At 60.4% G+C, this 18,827-nt stretch carries 18 protein-coding genes and 2 pseudogenes; 6 read left to right on the top strand and 14 right to left on the bottom strand.

Features of this window, described 5'->3' with window-relative positions:
- Positions 1-11: 11 nt before the first annotated feature.
- Positions 12-887: a zincin-like metallopeptidase domain-containing protein gene (locus FY112_RS28120; protein ID WP_151519827.1), complete on the top strand. Its 876-nt coding sequence runs from the start codon at positions 12-14 to the stop codon at positions 885-887.
- A 36-nt stretch (positions 888-923) separates the two neighbouring features.
- Here FY112_RS28120 and FY112_RS28115 read toward each other — a convergent pair whose 3' ends face one another.
- From FY112_RS28115 to FY112_RS28050, 13 genes and pseudogenes are all read right to left on the bottom strand, one after another.
- Positions 924-1,166 carry a WGR domain-containing protein gene (locus FY112_RS28115; RefSeq protein WP_017957927.1) on the bottom strand — a complete coding sequence of 81 codons (243 nt, stop codon included), beginning with the start codon at positions 1,164-1,166 and terminating at the stop codon, positions 924-926.
- A gap of 515 nt (positions 1,167-1,681) precedes the next feature.
- Positions 1,682-1,831, bottom strand: a pseudogene (locus tag FY112_RS38635) (ABC transporter ATP-binding protein); the annotation flags it as partial.
- Positions 1,832-2,173: 342 nt separating this feature from the next.
- Entirely contained in the window at positions 2,174-2,986 is an 813-nt protein-coding gene (locus FY112_RS28100) for an ABC transporter ATP-binding protein (protein WP_151519799.1), read from the bottom strand.
- Positions 2,983-3,972: an ABC transporter ATP-binding protein gene (locus FY112_RS28095; RefSeq protein ID WP_131720451.1), complete on the bottom strand. Its 990-nt coding sequence runs from the start codon at positions 3,970-3,972 to the stop codon at positions 2,983-2,985. The genes FY112_RS28100 and FY112_RS28095 overlap by 4 nt, the downstream gene beginning before the upstream one ends.
- Before the next feature lies 1 nt (position 3,973).
- Positions 3,974-4,831 (bottom strand): ABC transporter permease, encoded by an 858-nt coding sequence (locus FY112_RS28090; protein ID WP_151519798.1) that lies wholly within the window; start codon positions 4,829-4,831, stop codon positions 3,974-3,976.
- 3 nt (positions 4,832-4,834) lie between these two features.
- A complete protein-coding gene (locus FY112_RS28085) occupies positions 4,835-5,839 on the bottom strand; it encodes an ABC transporter permease (RefSeq protein ID WP_017957932.1) in 1,005 nt (334 codons plus the stop codon).
- A 113-nt stretch (positions 5,840-5,952) separates the two neighbouring features.
- Complete coding sequence (locus FY112_RS28080; RefSeq protein ID WP_151519797.1) at positions 5,953-7,857, bottom strand: ABC transporter substrate-binding protein; 1,905 nt, start codon at positions 7,855-7,857, stop codon at positions 5,953-5,955.
- Positions 7,858-8,056: 199 nt separating this feature from the next.
- Entirely contained in the window at positions 8,057-9,565 is a 1,509-nt protein-coding gene (locus FY112_RS28075) for an alpha-N-arabinofuranosidase (protein ID WP_151519796.1), read from the bottom strand.
- Between the two features lie 210 nt (positions 9,566-9,775).
- Positions 9,776-10,702: an ArsR family transcriptional regulator gene (locus tag FY112_RS28070; protein ID WP_181018291.1), complete on the bottom strand. Its 927-nt coding sequence runs from the start codon at positions 10,700-10,702 to the stop codon at positions 9,776-9,778.
- Between the two features lie 111 nt (positions 10,703-10,813).
- On the bottom strand, positions 10,814-11,236 hold the full coding sequence (locus FY112_RS28065; RefSeq protein ID WP_151519795.1) for a type II toxin-antitoxin system VapC family toxin: 423 nt from the start codon (positions 11,234-11,236) through the stop codon (positions 10,814-10,816).
- Positions 11,233-11,481, bottom strand: a complete 249-nt coding sequence (locus FY112_RS28060; protein ID WP_151519825.1) for a plasmid stabilization protein — start codon at positions 11,479-11,481, stop codon at positions 11,233-11,235. Before FY112_RS28060 ends, FY112_RS28065 begins: the two co-directional genes overlap by 4 nt.
- A gap of 50 nt (positions 11,482-11,531) precedes the next feature.
- Positions 11,532-11,832, bottom strand: a pseudogene (locus tag FY112_RS38110) (cytochrome-c peroxidase); the annotation flags it as partial.
- A 20-nt stretch (positions 11,833-11,852) separates the two neighbouring features.
- A complete protein-coding gene (locus FY112_RS28050) occupies positions 11,853-12,611 on the bottom strand; it encodes an IclR family transcriptional regulator C-terminal domain-containing protein (protein WP_151519794.1) in 759 nt (252 codons plus the stop codon).
- A 162-nt stretch (positions 12,612-12,773) separates the two neighbouring features.
- Here FY112_RS28050 and FY112_RS28045 point away from each other — a divergent pair, with 162 nt between their 5' ends.
- Genes FY112_RS28045 through pcaF form a run of 3 tightly spaced genes read left to right on the top strand, consistent with a single transcriptional unit; the run spans position 12,774 to position 15,397 of the window.
- A complete protein-coding gene (locus FY112_RS28045) occupies positions 12,774-13,481 on the top strand; it encodes a 3-oxoacid CoA-transferase subunit A (protein WP_017957938.1) in 708 nt (235 codons plus the stop codon).
- A complete protein-coding gene (locus FY112_RS28040; RefSeq protein ID WP_151519793.1) occupies positions 13,478-14,182 on the top strand; it encodes a CoA transferase subunit B in 705 nt (234 codons plus the stop codon). The genes FY112_RS28045 and FY112_RS28040 overlap by 4 nt, the downstream gene beginning before the upstream one ends.
- A 9-nt stretch (positions 14,183-14,191) precedes the next feature.
- The gene (gene pcaF, locus FY112_RS28035; protein ID WP_151519792.1) at positions 14,192-15,397 is read left to right on the top strand and encodes a 3-oxoadipyl-CoA thiolase; all 1,206 of its coding nucleotides are present in this window, start codon (positions 14,192-14,194) and stop codon (positions 15,395-15,397) included.
- A gap of 195 nt (positions 15,398-15,592) precedes the next feature.
- On the opposite strand, the gene FY112_RS28030 is transcribed toward pcaF, so the two are convergent.
- Entirely contained in the window at positions 15,593-16,531 is a 939-nt protein-coding gene (locus FY112_RS28030; protein WP_151519791.1) for a transglutaminase domain-containing protein, read from the bottom strand.
- Positions 16,532-16,809: 278 nt separating this feature from the next.
- Here FY112_RS28030 and FY112_RS28025 point away from each other — a divergent pair, with 278 nt between their 5' ends.
- On the top strand, positions 16,810-17,292 hold the full coding sequence (locus tag FY112_RS28025; RefSeq protein WP_017957942.1) for a GNAT family N-acetyltransferase: 483 nt from the start codon (positions 16,810-16,812) through the stop codon (positions 17,290-17,292).
- Between the two features lie 127 nt (positions 17,293-17,419).
- Complete coding sequence (locus FY112_RS28020) at positions 17,420-18,634, top strand: MFS transporter (RefSeq protein WP_151519790.1); 1,215 nt, start codon at positions 17,420-17,422, stop codon at positions 18,632-18,634.
- Positions 18,635-18,827 lie beyond the last annotated feature (193 nt).

Genomic DNA, 18,827 nt, shown 5'->3' with positions numbered 1-18,827 from the left:
TCTACAGCCGCATCACCGCCAGGATCATCGCCGATCTCGAACAGGGCGTACGGCCATGGACCAAACCCTGGACGACGGGACATGCGACAGCCGAAGTCAGCCGCCCACTGCGCCACAACGGCCAACCCTACACCGGGATCAACGTCCTGCTCCTCTGGTCCGAAGCCATCGCCCGTGGCTTTGTCTCATCAAGATGGATGACGTTTCGCCAGGCAATCGAACTCGGCGGCGCCGTTCGCAAGGGCGAAACCGGCACAACTGTCGTCTTCGCCAGTTCGTTCATCCGCACCGAGACGACCGAGACGGGCACCGAGATCGAACAGGATATCCCGTTCCTCAAAGCTTACACTGTCTTCAACACCGATCAGATCGCCGGTCTCAACGGCCGCTTTGACGACGTCGTACCTGTCCAGGATCCGATGAGCCGCATCGGCAATGCCGGCCGCTTCTTTGCCAATACCGGCGCGCTGATCCGGCACGGAGGAACGGCTGCCTATTATGCCGCTCACCGGGATTACATCCAGATGCCATGCCTGGATGCCTTCCGGGACGACGCCGCCTATGTCGCCGTCCTCAGCCACGAGATGACGCATTGGACCGGCGCACCGCGACGGCTTAATCGCGATCTAAGCCGCTACGCGAAAGACCGGAGCGATCGGGCCCGCGAAGAGCTTATCGCCGAACTCGGCAGCTCGTTTCTCTGCGCCGATCTCGGCATTGTCCCAGAGCTCGAACCACGCCCCGACCACGCAAGCTATCTAGATGGCTGGCTGAAGGTTCTGGGCAACGACAAGCGCGCCATCTTCTCGGCGGCAGCACATGCGCAGCGCGCCGTCGACTACCTACATTCCTTGCAGCCGGAACTCGAAGAGGAGGAGGCGGCGTGAGCCGCCTCCTCTTTGGCTGGCCATGAGAGACGCACCTTACCGCGGCCGATAGCCTCGCGAGCGCTTCTTGCGCAATAGGATAAGCAGGAGATCAACCGCTTTTAATTCGGTATCGAAGACATGGATCTTCTGCTGCCCGCGGCTGCCGATCCGTCCCCAACTGCGGACGAGCGAGGTCTCGCCGAATAGGTTTGCCTCGATCGACAGCGCATAAAAGCGTGCCATGTTTTTGTCGGGCTCTCTGCGTTCGATGTAGAGGTGATAGGGCTGAAGTGTCATGCCGGGAGGATCGCAAAGAGCAGGCGGCGGCGTCCAACGACATTTGTGAATCAGTCACGGCTGATCGATTCATCTGGGTGATGTGAATTGTCAGGCTCGTCTCTCCTGCCTGGCAAACGATCCGGCAAATTCCGGGTCACATAACAGCGCAACTTTGTCGCAATAATCGGCCGCTGGCCGGCGATGAGAAGCAGCTCGCCGTCGGCATGGATGTTCCCGTGGGCCGTCGCTCGCCGCGCCGAGGCAAAGGATATCGTCGGTGCGATCGAAAGGCGCTTCGGTCCGCGCCTGTGGATCTCGCGGAGAAACTGAGCGAGCCGGGCTTCGTCAGGCTGGTGACGTCGAGCGTATCCAACAGGTCGTCCGTCTTGCCGACCGTATTCATCGTGCAGAACCCACCCAGCAGATGGGGTTGCAGCGATCATTGAAGTGCGGCAAGACCTTGGGGTTTGGGATGTAGAAGTCTGGCTCGGCCCACAAGCGTGTCTTCGAAGTGGTCTGCAGAACCCGCTGGACTTCTTCATAAAACCCTTGCGCTCTGATTTGTATGGATGGCGACGGTCCTGCCGCTGAATTGAAGCTCGCCTTCCGTTTGTGCGCACTGGCCGCGGATCATTGCCGCGATCGTCGATTTTGCCGAACCGCATTTTTCCGACGATCGAGAGGCGTGGGCATGAACTTTAAATTGGCCGCGTTTAGACTTTAAATTAGACGGAATGTGAACTTAGAATGGTGGGAGGAAAACCGATCCTACGGACGTTGAGCACCATGCTGTGCGCTGGTCCGGTTCGGCGGAGGTGGGCAGCGGTTCGGCTCCAATCAAGGCGGCCCGTTTCTCAGCCACTCTTCAAATTTCCACCGCTGGACAACATGGTTGCTAACGAGCGGTGCTGGCTTTCCGGTCGCTGTCCGTCGGTTAACTTGAGTGAACGAGCCGGGTTTCTCTCGTCGTCCAGACCGCGCCAAGTGAAGGACGCAGTTTGATTGCTGCAGCTTCCCCGCAGCACTTACGTCGCCGCACTAAAGTCCGCCGCCAGGACCGCATCCTTCAGTGCCCGCGAGTACTCATGCTGCGGATCATCCAACACGGCCCGCGCCTGTCCGCGCTCGACGATCTCGCCTTTGCGCATGATGATGATGTTGTCGCTGATGTAATAGGCGGTGGCGAGGTCGTGGGTGATGTAGACGATTGAAAGGCCCAGCTCGTTTTTCAACCGGCCAAAGAGATTGACGATGGCCATGCGCAGCGATGCATCGACCATGGAAACCGGTTCATCGGCCACCAGGAGGCGGGGTTGGGGGATCAGCGCCCGGGCGATGGCGACGCGCTGAAGCTGGCCGCCCGACAATTCGTGGGGAAACCGGCCTTTCACTTCTTCAAGGGTCAGGCCGACATGAACGAGCGCGGCGTCGGCCATCTTCTCCGCCTGCTGCCGGTCCGGCCGTTTTCCCGAGAAGGAAAAATTGCGGGCGGTTTCGAAGAGATAACGATCGACACGTTTCAGTGGATTGAAGGCTTCGAAGGGGTTCTGCAGAACCGGCTGGACCTCTTTCATGAAAGCCGTGCGCTCAGATCTGCTATGGATGGCGACGGTCCTGCCGCTGAATTGAAGCTCGCCTTCCGTCGGTGCGGTTTGCCCGAGGATCATCGCAGCGATCGTCGATTTTCCCGAACCGGATTCGCCGACGATCGAGAGGATCTCCGGCTCCGCTCCCAGTTCGAAGCTGACGTCCTTGACCGCCGTGATCAGGCGCCGGCCGAGCATGCCGCCCTGGCGGTAGACTTTCGTGACATGCGAGAGGCTAAGAAGAGCGCTCAAACCTGATCTCCCGTAACGGCAAAACACGCCACGCGCCGCTGCGGCTCCACGGTGACAAGCGGCGGAACTTTCTGCGAGCAGATCTCCATGCGCTTCGGACAGCGCGGGTGAAACCGGCAGCCCTCCGGGGGCATGGCGAGGTTCGGCGGACGACCCTCCAGCGAAGGGCGGGCCGTCGCGTCGCCGATGCGCGGCAGGCTGCCGACCAGGTGCTGCGTATAGGGGTGGAGCGGCATGTTGAAGAGCTTGGGGGTCGGCGCTTCCTCGACGAGACGGCCGGCATAGACGATGCCGATGCGGTCGGAGACCGTCGCGTGAACCCCCATGTCATGGGTGACGAACAGGAAGGACGAGCCCATCTCGCGCTGGATTTCGCGGATCATCGAGAGCACGTCGCGCTGAACGATCACGTCGAGCGCGGTCGTCGGTTCGTCGGCGATGATGAATTCGGGCGTCAGGATGGTGGCCAGCGCGATGGTCATGCGCTGGCGCATGCCGCCTGACAGTTCGTGGGGATAGGCGTCGAGCAGGTGCGGATCGAGCTTCAGCCGCTGCAGATGGGTGGCGACTCTTTCCAAAAAGACCGGGCCGCTGACCTTCATGTGGCGAAAGGCGAAATCGGTGAAGGAATGCCGGATCCGGCGCACCGGATTGAGCACATTCATCGAGCCCTGCATAATATAGGAGAGATGCTTCCAGCGCAGCGCCAGCCGATCTTCCGGCTTCATCGCGTAGATATCCTGGGTGCCGCCGTCGAAATGAAATGTCACTTTTCCCGACACGACCCGCAGCGGCGGCCGGATCGCGCCGGCGATGGTCTTGATCAAGGTCGTCTTGCCGCTGCTCGATTCACCGGCAACGCCATAGACCTCGCCGCGGGCGATGGTTAGGCTGATATCGTCGACGGCGCGCACCTCGCGATCGACGCCGAAGAGAAAGGCACGGTAATAGGCTTTCAGATTCTCAATTTCGACCAAAGGATCCATTCTAACTTCCCATCCGGTTCAGCCGGCTGCGCGGATCATTGTATTCGTTCATCGACATGGACAGCAGGAAGAGCGCCAGGAAGAGGACGACGATGACGGCGACGGGGGCGGCCACCCACCACCAGATGCCTGATATCAGCGCCGAATGGGCATTGGCCCAATAGATCATCATGCCCATGGTCGGCGTCTCGATATCGGTGAAGCCGAGCACCGACAGGGTGATTTCCATGCCGATCGACCAGATCATGTTGTTCATGGTGGTGGCAAAGACGATCGGCAGAACATAGGGCAGATGCTCCTCGACGAGGATCTTGCGCATGCTCATGCCGGAATAGACGCTCTGGGTGGTGAAGGATCTGGTCTTCAGGCTGATTGCCACCGATCGGATGAGGCGTGCGTCATAGGACCAGCCGAGCAAGGCCATGATGAAGATCAGCGCCGTCCAGGTCATGCTGTCCTTCAGCACGAAATAGAAGAGGATCAGCAGCGGAAATTGCGGGATGACCATGACGCTGTCGTTGATGGCCATCAGCACCCGGTCGACCGCGCCGCCGGCATAACCGGCGACGAGGCCGACGACCAGCGAGATGATGCGTGAGATGAAGGCGACGCCGATACCGAAAAACAGGGTGTTTCTGAGCGCGGTCGTCAGCTGCCAGAAAACGTCCTGGCCGCGCGACGTCGTGCCGAGCCAATACTCGCCGTCCGGCGGCATATCGGGCGGCAGAAGATAGATGTCGGTCGCGCTGTAAGGCGAGAAGTAAGACAGCACTATCAATCCAACGATGACGGCAAAGAGCAGCAGGCCGCTGAGGAATTCCATATTCTGGCGCGCGAGGTCGCGGACAATCGTAAACATGCTCTATTCCACCTTGATGCGCGGATCGATCAGCGGGCTCAGAATGTCGATGATGAACACCGCGGCGGCGACGCCGACGATCGACAATGCGCTGAGGCCGAGCACCAGGCTGTAATCGCCGGCATGCACCGCTTGGATCAGCAGATTGCCGATGCCCGGATAGCCGAAGACGATTTCGGTGATGACCGTGCCGTTGAAGATCGCGCCGAGCGACATGGCAAGCCCGGTGAACTGCGGCACCATGGCATTGCGGGCGATATAGGAGCGCAGGATCTTCCGCTTCGGAACGCCGCCAAGCTCGGCGAAGACGACGTAATCCTCGGTGATGATGTTGGAAACGAGCGCGCGCATGCCGATCAGCCAGCTGCCGGCGCCGACCAGGATCAGCGACAAGGCCGGCAGGATCGAGTGTTTCAGGATATCGAAGACGAGGGCAAAGGAGAGGTCCAGATTGGCGTTCATCTCGTAGCCGCCATTGATTGGCAGCACCGGCCAGAGATAGCCGAACACAATCAGCAGCACGAATGCCAGAATGTAATAGGGAATGGGAAGTAGGGCGATGAAGACAAGGCTGACGGCCTTCAGCACCATGTCCTTGCGGTAATAGCCGGCGAGTGCACCGATCGCATTGCCGAGCACGAAGGTAATCAGCGTCGAGACCGTCATCAGACCGATGGTCCAGGGCAGGGACCGCAGGATGATGGTGGAAACGGGTGTGGGAAAGGCCGAGAGCGAGGGACCGAGATCACCGGTAGCAAGCCGCAGCCAGAAATTCAGATATTGCTGCCAGATCGAGCCCTCCATGCCGTAAAGCTCGCGAAGCGACTGGCGCATCAGCTCGATCGCGTTGGGATCGGACTGCCCCATCTGGGTGATGGCGCCTATGCTCTCTTCGACCGGATCGATCGGGGTCAGGTGGGTGACGAAGAATGTGATGGTCACGCCAAGGAATACGACAAGCAGAAACTGACCGAACCGCTTCAGCACAAAGATCAGATAGGACGTCATAGGGCGGTGGTTCCTCTCTGGTTCCCTTCATCAAGTGGAAAGGATCGACGGACATGCCACATGCCCGTCGATTAGGGGGCCGGCGCGCAACACTCGCGCCGGCGTTGGGAGGATTATTTCGGTTGTGCCGGCTTCAGCTTGACCATCATCAGCCTGGAGTTGGCCCAATTCGGCACCGGATCGGTATAGGGATCGGCGATCGTCGGATAGCCGGTCCAATAGGTCGTATCCATCGAGGTAAAGACGTTATACGACATCAACGGGATCGTCGGCATTTCGCGGGCGACCAGCTTCAGATAATCCTTGCCGAGCTCGACGCCCTTGGGATCGTCGGCGCTGATGCCGCGAATGCTTTCGATGATCTTGTCGAGCTCCGGATTGCTCCAGCGCTGCCAGTTGCGCGGCGGCTGGTTGTCACCCTTCTTGGCCACGAACTGCGAATGCCAGCTGTCGAGGAAGAAGGAGAGATCGGGGTCGCCGCCCCAGGTTTCGACGCTCCAGGCGATCGCCACCTGGAAATCGCCGGGCTGTAGCGCCGTCTGCCAAAGTTTCGCGGCCGGCACGGCTTTGGCGTCGATGCCGAAGGCCGCCCATTGCTGTGCGATCAGGGTTCCGGCGCGGGTGAAGACCGAGCGCGTGTCGCCTTCCACCGTCATCCGGATCTTGAAGGGCTGTCCATCAGGGGTCAGCCATTTGCCGCCGGATTTCTTGAAGCCTGCCTTCTCCAGCAGTTCGCCGGCAGCCTTCGGATCCGGTTTCCACCAGCCGTAGCCGAAGGCACCGCTGATTGCCTCAGGATCGCTCGGGATCTGGTCCTTGAACTTCGGCTGCTTACGCAGGATATCGGCGATCTGTTGCCCGACCGTCGGGTCATAAGGCTTGATCTTGCTCTTGCCGGTATCGATCTCGAAATTCTTCAGCCAATCCTGCATCGGCGCCTGATAGTCTTTCATCGTGGCCGCCGTCGGCGGCACGCCGAGCGCCGAAAGCGTCGCCGCCCCGCGGTAGCTCGCCATATCCACGGCCTTGATGTCGATCAGCAGGGCAAGCGCCCAGCGTACATCGGCATTGTCGAAGGGCGGATTCTGGGTGTTGAAGATCACGGCCGGAAGCGTCGGGTCCGGATGGGCGAAGGGGAAGCCCGGGAACCAGGTTTCGACCGTCTTGGATTTTTCCTTGAGGGTGAACATGCCCTCCGGCGTGTTGTCGTGAATGATATCGAGATTGTGCTCGAGCTGAGCGATCGTCCGCTTATCCGGCGGGCCGGGATCGGTGTAGGTCACGTATTTCGGGGCCGGCTCGCCGAAGCGGGCAAGCGAGGTCCGCTGCCAGTCGTCACGCTTCTCCCAGGTATACCACTTGCCCTGGGGGTCGTAGGACTTGAGCTTATAGGCGCCGAGCGAGACAGGATTGGCGAAATCATAACGAAGCGGATCTTCGACTTTCTCGAAGACATGCTTGGGCATGATCCAGGCGCCGTTCCAGCGAACGGTGAAGATGGCGTGGAAGCGCGAATTGGGCTTCTTCAGCTTGAACACCACAGTCGAGGGGTCGGTCGCCTCGACGCTTGCCACCTGCACCGAGAAAGCAGCACTCCAGACCATGCCGGGATGATCCATCTGCGTCTTGACGGTATAGACCACGTCGTCTGCCGTGAACTCCACGCCGTCGCTCCAGAAGAGCCCCTTGCGCAGTTTCACGGTCATCTCGGTGAAGTCGGCATTATATTGCGGCTTGTCGGCAGCCAGCGAATTATCCCAGGTCGCGCCGCCAAGTCCTTGTTCGGGGTCGATATACCAGAGCGTATCCATGGTCAGCTGCTGCAGGCCGGTCGATACACCGCCGCCGCCATTGACCCAGATGTTGAACCAGCCGGGATTTTTAATCGTCCCTTCCGGATTTTCGACGATGAGCGTCTCCTTGCGCGGCAAGGAGGTGTATTCTTGGGCTCCGGCCACTGCGGTCAGGCCGAACGTGGCCAGCACGAAGCCGAATGCAAACCTCTTCCACTTTTGCATGAACTCCTCCCTTGAAGCGATCATGCCACGGCCGTAAAGGCACGCATGGGCATGTCGCGGTTGTCGGTTCGCAGAAGCCTCAGGACTTGAACAGTCAGGTCCAGGACCTCGGTGAACCATCCCTACGGCTCCCTGCCTCCTCGCAGCGAGCCGAATATCTCAGCCGGGGGCGCCTCAATGGGCTACCCGGCGGTGGCTGTCATACCGACAGCTGGATGACGTTGTAGGAGAACGGTTTCAGCGCCGCCCGCAGCCGTCCATCCTCGATCTTTCCACTCTCGACATTGACGGGGGCGACCGTCTGCGGCCGCGCTGCCGTGTTGACGGCTTCCAGGTCCCCGTGGGTCATTTCCACCTGCTCGACCACCCGGGCGCTTCCGAAGCCTTCCAGCCGCACATCGAGATCGAGCGCCGTGCTCGGATGGCGGTTGACGGCAAAGAAGGTCAGCGTCTTGCCATCCTCGGAATGGACTGCCGATACGTCGAGATAGGGGACGTCGTTCTCCTCGTCGCTGTCATAGGTCGGGCCATCGACGACCAGCTGCAGCGCCGTTCCACGGCCATATCTGGAGGCGTAATAGAACGGGTAATAGATGGTCTGGCGCCACGCCGCACCGCCGTCCTCGGTCATGATCGGGGCAATGACGTTGACGAGCTGCGCGATGCAGGCGATGCGCACGCGGTCGGAGCGGCGGATGAAGGTGTTCAAGATGCCGCCGACCTGCAGCACGTCCTCGAAATTATAGATATCTTCCAGGAGATGCGGCGCATCCGGCCACTCGTCGCGCGCCAGGATCTCCTTATCCTGCTGGTTGGAATGATACCAGACATTCCATTCGTCGAAGGAAATGCCGATCGTCTTCTTCGAGCGTTTTTTTGCCTTGATGTAGTCGATCACGCCGCCGATCGTGGTGATGTAGCGGTCGAGCTTTGTCGCGCGGGCGAGATAGTTGAGCGTATTTTTCTCGCGGTTGGCAAAATACATATGCAGCGAGATATGGTCGGCGCTGTCATAGCACTGCTCGAGGACCTGCGCTTCCCACTCGGGATAGGTCTTCATGTCGGAATTGGACGAGCCGCAGACCACGAGTTCAAGCGACTTGTCGAAGCCGCGCATGGCCTTCGCCGTCTCATCCGCCAGCCGGCCATATTCATAGGCCGACTTGTGGCCGACCTGCCAGGGACCATCCATCTCGTTGCCGAGGCACCACAGTTTGACATCGTGGGGATTGGACCAGCCGTGCTTGCGGCGCAGATCCGACCAGTAGGTGCCGCCGGGATGATTGCAATATTCGAGGAAATTGCGGGCGGCATCCAGGCCGCGTGATCCGAGATTGACGGCGAGCATCGGCTTGGTATTCGCCTTCTTGCACCAGTCGACGAATTCATTGACGCCGATCTGGTTGGCTTCGCGGGTGCGCCAGGCAAGGTCGAGGCGCACCGTGCGCTCGCCACGCGGGCCGACGCCGTCTTCCCAATTATAGGCGGAGACGAAGTTGCCGCCGGGATAACGGCAGTATGGCGTGTCGAGATCACGGACGAGATCGAGGACATCTCGCCGGAATCCGTCCTCATCGGCGGTCGGGTGTCCGGGCTCATAAATGCCCCCATAGATCGCCCTGCCGAGATGCTCGAGAAATGAACTGTAGAGCCTGGAATCAATGGTCGCGATGCGGAAATCGCGGTGAACCACAACGTTCGTCTTCAACGGATCCTCCCGTTTATATATCAGATATTTTGTTTTCTTGGCTCTAACTTGATATCAGGAATGTTGTTCTGTCAACCAAGTTGCGACTTTAATCATACTAATATCTTTTTCAGAAAAAATTGTTTGATTCCATTTACTTGGAAGATTTTATCGGCCGCTGGAACCGGAGAGAATCGCGATATTCAAATCAAGATTTCCGATTTTCATTTTTCAAACGTGCAGCCGCATGATGATATCGCGCCCGTGATTTCCGAAGCCGCGCCCGAAAATATTCACGCCGCCGGTATGGCCGGCATTTTCTGCGATACCGACACGGAGCCGGATTGAGGAGTGCTGGGCAAGCGCGAGGTCGCTGAGCGTGACATTCGATGCGGCGACACCGTCGATGAAGGTGCCGCGCGTGGAAATCCGCCAGGTCTTCATCATTCCATATTGCGAGCCTTCGAGCTTCCACCAGGCCGGCGTGAACCCGCCGCGCTTATCGCCATAGTCGCCGGGCGAGGTCCAGGTTCCGATCGCCATTCCATTGACCCAGAGGGTTATATCGGAAGGCCAGTCCGGATTGGTGCCGGGCACTTCCGACGACAGCTCCAGCGAAAACTCGATCGCCCGGATGTCCTTGTTCAACACCTTGGCGTTGTTGGGGAATTTATATTCTACATAGCCCCTGCCAAACCAGATGAGCCCGGCTTGCATGCGCTGCGGATCGAGGAAATAATCCGGAACATCGAGAGGACCGATGACGCTCTCGGTGGAGCAAAGACCACAGGGGGCATGGACGTCACAACTGGTGTAGAGCCCGACCGGCATCTCGACTTCGATGATGTTGTTGGCCCTTTGGGCGGCACTTTCCTCGAAGCTGATCAGAATTTCGCTGTAGATCGCCGAGCAGATCTTCTGGTTTCCCTTGCGGGCCTTCGTCAGCTGGGAATCGACAAGCCGGGCGTCTTCCAAAATCTGGATCCCGGTGGCGACAGTCGATTGAGGGAGAGAAAGAGCACGCGCGATATCGTTGATATTCATCGGCCCTTTGGCGCAAAGCAGCTTGAGCATTTCAAGCCGCGCCGGCGCCGAAAGCGCGCGTATCGCATCATTATTCTCGCCGGCGGCAATCGTCAAAAACGAGCGTTCCATCATTCCCCCAGTATTTCCGATGAAATGATGTATATCGGAAATTATGATACATCAAGTGGGAATGCTTAGGTCGTGGCTGGCTTAGATGGTTTAGAATTCTGCGACGCGAGGGACTTAGAGATCCCTCCACGGATTGATGATCTGCAAGCCGATTCCCTCGAAATCGGACACATTGCGCGTTGCGAGTGAAGCGCCGCGCGAGATGGCGATGGCTGCGATCTGCGCATCGAACTGGCTGATCGGCCTGCCAGCCTTGCGGCGATCGGTGGCAATGATGGCGTAGACGTCTGCCGCGTCACGGTCGAATGGCAGGACACGGCCACTCATGTCCTCATTGAATATCGGCAGGACTGCTGCCTCGAGATCACTCCGGCGTCGACCGTGAGGAAGGAGGCGCAAGCCATATAGAATTTCCGCTTCGGTAATCGCGGTCGTGAATACCGATAGTGGATGTTGTGCCCCGAGCCATTCGATTACAGCCACATTCGGCGCCGGCGTGAGCAGTTCCGAAATGACGTTGGTATCGAGAACGATCACGCGTCAAAGTCCGGCGCGTCCCGGATCGGCTGCCGGGGCGGAATTTCGAGCTCCACCCCTCCGACCGATTGCAGGCGGGCGCGAATAGTATCGGCGAGATTGCGCGCCACCGGCTCGGTAGTCGCAAGTGCCGTACGCAGAATATCGCGTGCTTCGTCTTCCATTGACCGGCCATGCGTGGCGGCGCGAACGCGCAGCCGCTGCTTCAACGCATCATCGAGATTGCGAATCGTCATGCTGGCCATCATTGCCTCCATTCATCAATGATAGCATATAAATCATTGATTGCATATTCTCAAGCAAGGAACGCGACGATGCCGTCGATCTCGGGATCGGTGAGGGTAGGTGCGTGCGTCGTCGGCTTCCTGCCGAAGGCGGGGCCCTGAGTGAGATTGTTCCAACTTGCGGCAAGTCGTCATACTTCCGAACCGTGCCATCTGAATTTTCGGATGCCAGCGACCGGGATCGCTGTCGCGCGTCGCATAGAAGACGATGCCGCGCAGCGACCGGTATTAGCCGTTGTGGAAGAAGCTCTTCTTAAGCGCGACATTGCGTAGCGTCGGTGTGCGGAGCAGGCCCCAATATTCGCTGCGTCCGCCCAGATTCAGGCTTACCGTCACCGCCTCAGCAGCGGCCGCAGGGCGGCCTGCGTTTCCTTTAGCAGCGGCAGATAGCGCTCCTTCATCTCCGCGGCCGGGACGAGGGCGGCCGGCGCGCCGATGTTGATCGCCGCGACCGTTTCGCCCCGGTCGTTGTCGACAGGCACAGCAATGGAGCAGAGGCCGATCTCCAGCTCCTGATCGATGATGGCGTAACCCTCAGTGCGGACCCGGCGGAACTCGGTGATCAGCTCGTCCGGATCGGTCTTCGTATTCGCTGTGTTTTGCTTCAGCTCGCTGCGGGCAAGGATGGCACGTGCTTCGCTCTCGCTAAGGGCTGCAAGCAGCACTCGACCCATGGAGGCGCAGTAGGCGGGCAGGCGGCTGCCGGGGGTGAGGTTGATCGACATGACGCGGCGCTGCGAGGCGCGGGCGATATAGACGATGTCTGTGCCGTCGAGTACCGAGGCCGAAGCGCTCTGGCCGGCCTTTTCCGAGAGATGATCGAGATGCGGCTGCAACAGCGCCGGCAACGGCGTCGCTGCGAGATAGGCATGGCCAAGGCGCAGGATCTTTGGCGTCAGCATGAAGAACTTGCCGTCATAATCGGCATAACCGAGCTCGGCGAGCGTCAGCAGCGAGCGGCGCACGGTGGCGCGGTCAAGCTCCGTCAGCTTCGATGCCTCGGCGATCGAAAGCCGCTGCCGCGTTTCGCCGAAAGCTTCGATGACCTTCAGGCCGCGGGCAAAGCCGCTGACGAAATCCGTTTCGCGCATGGGTCCGGTCTCCAATGAGATTCATTCCAATATGTGCGGTATACGAACAAATGTCAAATAGCGCACAAAATACATTGCCGCCTGAGATGCCGCGCTTTATGTCTACGGCTAAGGACGGGATGGGAGAGTTCCCGGCCGCATCTAGCCAAGGAGAGGTCCCGCATGGACAAGACAGTCGGGAGCACGGCGGAAGCCGTCTCTGAGATCGGCGATGGCGCGACCGTCATGATCGGTGGTTTTGGTGGCTCGGGCGCGCCGATCGAGCTCATTCATGCCTTGATCGACAAGGGCTCAAAGAACCTCACCGTGATCAACAACAATGCCGGCAACGGGCGCATCGGTATCGCTGCGATGATCGATGCCGGTATGGTCAGAAAGATGATCTGCTCTTTCCCGCGTTCGTCGGATCCGCGCGCCTTCACGGATAAATATCTGGCTGGCGAAATCGAGCTCGAACTGGTGCCGCAGGGAACGCTTGCCGAGCGCATCCGCGCCGGCGGGGCCGGCATCCCGGCCTTTTATACGCCGACCGCCTACGGCACCGAACTGGCCGACGGCAAGGTCATCGCCGAATTCGATGGCCGCCATTACGTGCAGGAGCGCTGGCTGAAGGCCGACTTCGCGATCGTCAAGGCTGCGATCGGCGATATCCAGGGCAATCTCACCTACAACAAGGCCGGCCGCAACTTCAATCCGCTGATGTGCATGGCGGCGGCGAAGACCATCGTCCAGGTCTCATCCATCGTGCCGGCCGGCGGCATCGATCCCGAGCAGGTGGTGACGCCAGGCATTTTCGTCGACCGCGTCGTCGCTGTCCCCCGTCCCCAGCAGGAAGAAGAGCTCATTCGAGCCGGAGTGGCCTACGTATGACCATTGATCACAGCTCCATCAACACTCGCGAAGACATCAAGCTTTCCAATGCGCAGATCGCCTGGCGCGCCGCCCAGGACATCGCCGACGGCGCCTATGTGAACCTCGGCATCGGCTTTCCCGAAATGGTCGCCCGGTATCAGCCGCCTGGCCGCCAGGCGATCTTCCACACCGAAAACGGTATCCTGAATTTCGGCGAGCCGCCGGCGGCAGGCGAAGAGGACTGGGATCTGATCAACGCCGGCAAGAAGGCGGTGACGCTGAAGCCGGGTGCTGCCTTCTTCCATCACGCCGACAGCTTCGCCATGGTGCGCGGCGGCCATCTCGACGTCGCGATCCTTGGCGCCTATCAGGTTGCGGAGAATGGCGATCTCGCCAACTGGCGGGTGGGCAGCAAAGGCGTGCCGGCCGTCGGCGGCGCCATGGACCTGGTGCACGGCGCCAAGCAGGTCTGCGTCATTACCGAGCACGTCACCAAGACAGGCGAGCCGAAGCTGGTGGAAAAATGCACCTTCCCGCTGACCGGCGTCGCCTGCATCACCCGCGTCTATACCAGCCATGCCGTCATCGACATCGTCAAGGGACGCTTCGTCCTGCGCGAGAAGTTGGCTGCGATGTCGCAGGAGGAATTGCAGGCGATGACCGGCGCGCCGCTGCAAGTCGACAGGCCGGTTGCCGACCTCGTCGTCCCGCAACTCTGAGGAAAAGCCATGACCGAAGCCTTTATCTGCGACTATATCAGAACGCCGATCGGCCGCTTCGCCGGCTCGCTGTCCCAGGTGCGGGCCGACGATCTCGGCGCAATCCCGCTGAAGGCATTGATGGAACGAAATGCCGCCGTCGATTGGGACGCTGTCGACGATGTGATCTTCGGCTGCGCCAACCAGGCGGGCGAGGACAACCGCAATGTCGCGCGCATGTCGGCTCTGCTGGCCGGCCTGCCGATCGCGGTACCCGGCACGACGATCAACCGGCTCTGCGGCTCGGGCATGGATGCGGTGATCACGGCCGCGCGCGCCGTCCGTTCCGGCGAGGCCGAGCTGATGATCGCTGGCGGCGTCGAAAGCATGTCACGCGCGCCCTTCGTCATGCCGAAGGCCGAGACGGCCTTTTCACGTGCGGCCGAAATCCATGACACGACGATCGGCTGGCGTTTCGTCAACCCGCTGATGAAGAAGCAATACGGCGTCGATTCCATGCCGGAGACCGGCGAGAATGTCGCCGAAGACTATCATGTCAGCCGCGAAGACCAGGATGCGTTTGCGGTGCGAAGCCAGGCGAAGGCGGCCGCCGCCCAGGCAAACGGACGGCTGGCGAAGGAGATCACCCCGGTGACCATCCCGCAGCGCAAGGGCGATCCTGTTATCGTCGACAAGGACGAGCATCCGCGCGCAACGACGATCGAAACGCTGGCGAAACTCGCCACGCCTTTCAAAAAGGAAGGCGGCACGGTGACGGCCGGCAATGCCTCCGGCGTCAATGACGGCGCGGCCGCACTGATCGTCGCTTCCGAAGCGGCGGCACGGAAATACGGCCTGACGCCGATCGCCCGCATCCTCGGCGGCGCGGCTGCCGCCGTTCCGCCAAGAGTGATGGGTGTCGGGCCGATCCCGGCCTCGCGCAAGCTGATGACACGGCTCGGCATGACCGCCGAGCAGTTCGACGTGATCGAACTCAACGAGGCCTTTGCCAGTCAGGGGCTGGCCGTGCTGCGCGCGCTCGGGATCGCCGACGATGACGCGCGGGTGAACCGCAATGGCGGCGCGATCGCGCTCGGCCATCCCTTGGGCATGTCGGGCGTCCGCATCACCGGCACGGCGGCGCTGGAGCTTGCCGAAACCGGCGGACGTTATTCGCTGTCGACCATGTGCATCGGTGTCGGGCAGGGGATTGCGATCGCACTCCACAGGGTTTGAGCGCAAATTGGGCGCCAGATATTGAGAGGCTCCCGGTCTCCAGATCAAGGTGCTACAGAGTCGTGCACATCATATCAGACGCAAAATCCCATCATCGGAAAATCGATGTCGGTTGCGCGCCGATGCGCCATGGGCAGCAGGAAAGCTGGTGCCTTTCCGACGGGTCTGCAAGGGGCCGATAATCCGTGTAGCGCCTCAGCCCTCGAACACTCTTTCCTGACGCCGTCGCAATGAGTTGAAGACGGTTTGGGGGAGCCGCAGTTTGGTATCTTCGGAAAAACGCCGGCTCAACGCGTCGAAATTTGCATCCGGATCGGCCGTAAGCAGAGCTAACTCGTCAAAGAAATCCAGTTCGGAATGCGAAAGCGTTGCATTTGATGCCGGTTGTGCTCCCCAAACGTCCCATGGCAGGACTTCGCGACCGTTGATGGTGGCGAGATCTCGGATCAGGTTGCCGGCAATGAACCACAGACCACGAAGCTGCTCAAACTCGATGCCGAACAGGTTCGGATCGAGTTCTCCGCTGCGGCATCTGCGCCAGGCCTCGGACGCGGTCAGGAACTGGGTGCGCGGGACGTCATGGATGTCGAAACCAATTTCGAGATTGCGGATAAAAACTTCGTCGAGCTGACTGTCCAGCAGGGCCCAGCGCCCATCACCCGCTTTCCAGTATTCACAGACCCAATGATCTTCGAACTTGCCTGGGTTAAAGTAGGCGCCGAAGCCTCCGCGGCCTCGGGCGGGAACTCCGTGCTGGCGAAGGATTGCGACGGAAAGCAACATGTAATGGCGGCAGATGCCAACCAGACGCTTCTCGGGCGGCCGGGCGAGGGAGAGCGGACGGTCGTCAAGTGCCAGCAACGCATCAAGCATCTTCTCCATCGGGCGGATATGGCTTTCGCCGCGGCGCGCTTCGGGAACCCTGTAACCATAGAATGGTTCTGCGGCGTGCTCGTAGATCAGCAAGGCTTGCGCCGTGCGCGCGACACCGCCCGGATCGGACGGCAGCATGTCGAGGAGCGCGGAATGGGGGCCGGGCGCGCTAAAGGCAGAATGCCTTGTATAATGTTCATGCTTGCGACGCTGAGCGCCGTTATTGTCCGCGCAAAGGGCGGCAAGGATCATGTCGTTCATGAGAACCTCCTGCGGGTCAACTGCCAGTACGCCTGTTTCTGCCATAGGGTCTGAGGGGGTGCTTGATCCTGGTTGCTGACATTTGCGCCCTGTTCGCCCCTTCGCTCTGCATCTCAGGCCGCATCGCCGGCACAATGGCATTGGAGGTTGTGGAGACCGCGCGTATTCGCTGTCGACAGCGTGCATCGGCGACCGGCACGATATAGTCAGCCGCGCTCGAAAGACTTTGAGCGCGCGCAGCGTTGCATGCTGTGCTCTGCTTCGATAAAAAACCCGGCATGTTGATCCGACCCGCGGAATATGACGATCAAGGCGCTATCTGGAGGATCATCGGCCCGACGATCCGCGCCGGCGAAACCTATGCGCTCGATCGCGATCTGAGTGAAGCCGATGCGCTGGCCTACTGGATGGGACCGGGCCGCGAGACATTCGTCGCCGAAGAGGATGGCGTGATCCTCGGCACATATTACATCAAGGCCAATCAGGCAGGCGGCGGACGGCATGTCTGCAACTGCGGTTACATGACCGACGCCGCGGCAAGCGGCCGTGGCTTCGCCCGGCTGATGCATGAGCATTCCTTGGAGCATGCCCGTGTCCGCGGCTTTCGGGCTATGCAGTTTAATTTCGTCGTCAGCAGCAATGAACGCGCGGTCGCGCTGTGGCAATCTCTCGGCTTCGATATCGTCGGCCGGCTTCCTGGCGTCTTCCTTCATCCGACGCAGGGTTACGTCGACGCATTGGTGATGTTCCGCACGCTCTGAACGGCCGGTTGAAAAAAGATGTGAATGCGCTGTCGAATTCGCGGCGGTTCAAACGTCTTAAGATCGCGGGCGCGGATGCTTGCCGCATGCGTCGCGATCACTCTGTCGGCATGGAGGTTATGAAGCCATGGGTGTTTCTTATCGTTGGGTCATCGTCGCCGTCGGCGCTCTGATGTCATGCGTGGCGATCGGCGCGATGTTCTCGCTGGCGATTTTCCAGGAGCCGATCGCAACCGCGACCGGCTGGTCGCACGTCGGCATAGCGAGCGCGATGACGCTGAATTTCATCGTCATGGGTCTAGGCGGCTTCCTCTGGGGGGCGGCAAGCGACCGCTTCGGCCCGCGCGCGGTCGTGCTGATAGGCTCGGTGCTGCTCGGCCTGGCGCTGGTGCTGGCGAGCCGGGCCGAGACCCTGCTGCAATTCCAACTGACGTACGGTGTCTTGGTGGGACTGGCCGCCAGCGCCTTCTTCGCGCCGATGATCGCGGCGACGACCGCCTGGTTCGACGAGCACCGCGGCCTTGCCGTGTCGCTCGTCTCCGCCGGCATGGGGGTCGCGCCGATGACGATCTCGCCCTTCGCGCGCTGGCTGATCTCGGCCTGTGACTGGCGGCCGGCCATGTTGATCATCGGCATTGCTGCCTGGGTCCTGCTGGTGCCAGCCGCCCTGCTGGTCAGGCGTCCGCCTGCCGAGACCGCAGATGCCCACACCGAATTTTCCGCGGAAGGCGCCAGGCCACAGCTGTCGAAAGTCTTCCGGTCACCGCAATTCATCGTGCTCGGCCTTACCTTCTTTGCCTGCTGTGCGGCCCATTCAGGCCCAATCTTCCACATGGTGAACTATGCGACGATCTGCGGCATCGCACCGATGGCGGCGGTCAGCATCTACAGCGTCGAGGGGCTGGCGGGGCTCGGCGGCCGGCTGCTCTACGGCAGCCTCGCCGACAGGATCGGCGTAAAGCCGGTGCTGGTCGCCGGCCTGCTGGTGCAGGCAGCCGCACTCGCGACCTATCTCCTCGTCAACGAGCTGACCGAATTCTATGCGCTCGCCATCGTCTTCGGTAGCGCCTATGGCGGCGTGATGCCGCTTTATGCGCTGTTGGCGCGGGAATATTTCGGCCAACGCATCATCGGTACGGTCCTGGGCGCGGCAACGATGCTATCCAGCCTCGGCATGGCCTTCGGCCCTCTGATCGGCGGCTGGATCTTCGACACATTCGCCAATTATTCCTGGCTGTTCATCGGCTCCGCAATGGTCGGGCTGGGAGCTGCGGCGATAGCGCTGGCATTTCCGCCTCTCGCCCGCCAAAAGCCGCAGCCGGCCTTTGGTGTGGCTCCGTAACGAGACCCTTTTCGGTTCTTGCAGGCAACCTCAGGCGGCCGTCGGTGACGATGGCCGCTTGCGTGAAGACTATCCGGCAATCCCTAAGAGCGACGCAAATCTCCCGCTTTCGTGCATTGCCCTTCTTCGATTTCCCCTGATAAGACTTCTCCTATTCGTTTCATCACCTATGTCTTTGGTTTTTCGGGAGGCA

Origin of the sequence: Rhizobium sp. PEPV16, from assembly GCF_008919455.1 — a bacterium.
Lineage (GTDB): Bacteria > Pseudomonadota > Alphaproteobacteria > Rhizobiales > Rhizobiaceae > Rhizobium > Rhizobium leguminosarum_Q.
The sequence above is the reverse complement of the archived record's forward strand: the minus strand, read 5'-3'. Positions and strand labels throughout refer to the sequence as shown.

Bases quoted from the DNA above. Each gene is read 5' to 3' on its own strand.
- FY112_RS28045 (WP_017957938.1), top strand. From the start codon at position 12,774: ATGGACAAGACAGTCGGGAGCACGGCGGAAGCCGTCTCTGAGATCGGC.
- FY112_RS28040 (WP_151519793.1), top strand. From the start codon at position 13,478: ATGACCATTGATCACAGCTCCATCAACACTCGCGAAGACATCAAGCTT.
- FY112_RS28070 (WP_181018291.1), bottom strand. From the start codon at position 10,702: ATGATGGAACGCTCGTTTTTGACGATTGCCGCCGGCGAGAATAATGAT.
- FY112_RS28115 (WP_017957927.1), bottom strand. From the start codon at position 1,166: ATGACACTTCAGCCCTATCACCTCTACATCGAACGCAGAGAGCCCGAC.
- FY112_RS28025 (WP_017957942.1), top strand. From the start codon at position 16,810: ATGTTGATCCGACCCGCGGAATATGACGATCAAGGCGCTATCTGGAGG.
- FY112_RS28090 (WP_151519798.1), bottom strand. From the start codon at position 4,831: ATGTTTACGATTGTCCGCGACCTCGCGCGCCAGAATATGGAATTCCTC.
- FY112_RS28080 (WP_151519797.1), bottom strand. From the start codon at position 7,857: ATGCAAAAGTGGAAGAGGTTTGCATTCGGCTTCGTGCTGGCCACGTTC.
- FY112_RS28095 (WP_131720451.1), bottom strand. From the start codon at position 3,972: ATGGATCCTTTGGTCGAAATTGAGAATCTGAAAGCCTATTACCGTGCC.
- FY112_RS28050 (WP_151519794.1), bottom strand. From the start codon at position 12,611: ATGCGCGAAACGGATTTCGTCAGCGGCTTTGCCCGCGGCCTGAAGGTC.
- FY112_RS28085 (WP_017957932.1), bottom strand. From the start codon at position 5,839: ATGACGTCCTATCTGATCTTTGTGCTGAAGCGGTTCGGTCAGTTTCTG.
- pcaF (WP_151519792.1), top strand. From the start codon at position 14,192: ATGACCGAAGCCTTTATCTGCGACTATATCAGAACGCCGATCGGCCGC.
- FY112_RS28020 (WP_151519790.1), top strand. From the start codon at position 17,420: ATGGGTGTTTCTTATCGTTGGGTCATCGTCGCCGTCGGCGCTCTGATG.
- FY112_RS28030 (WP_151519791.1), bottom strand. From the start codon at position 16,531: ATGAACGACATGATCCTTGCCGCCCTTTGCGCGGACAATAACGGCGCT.
- FY112_RS28060 (WP_151519825.1), bottom strand. From the start codon at position 11,481: ATGGCCAGCATGACGATTCGCAATCTCGATGATGCGTTGAAGCAGCGG.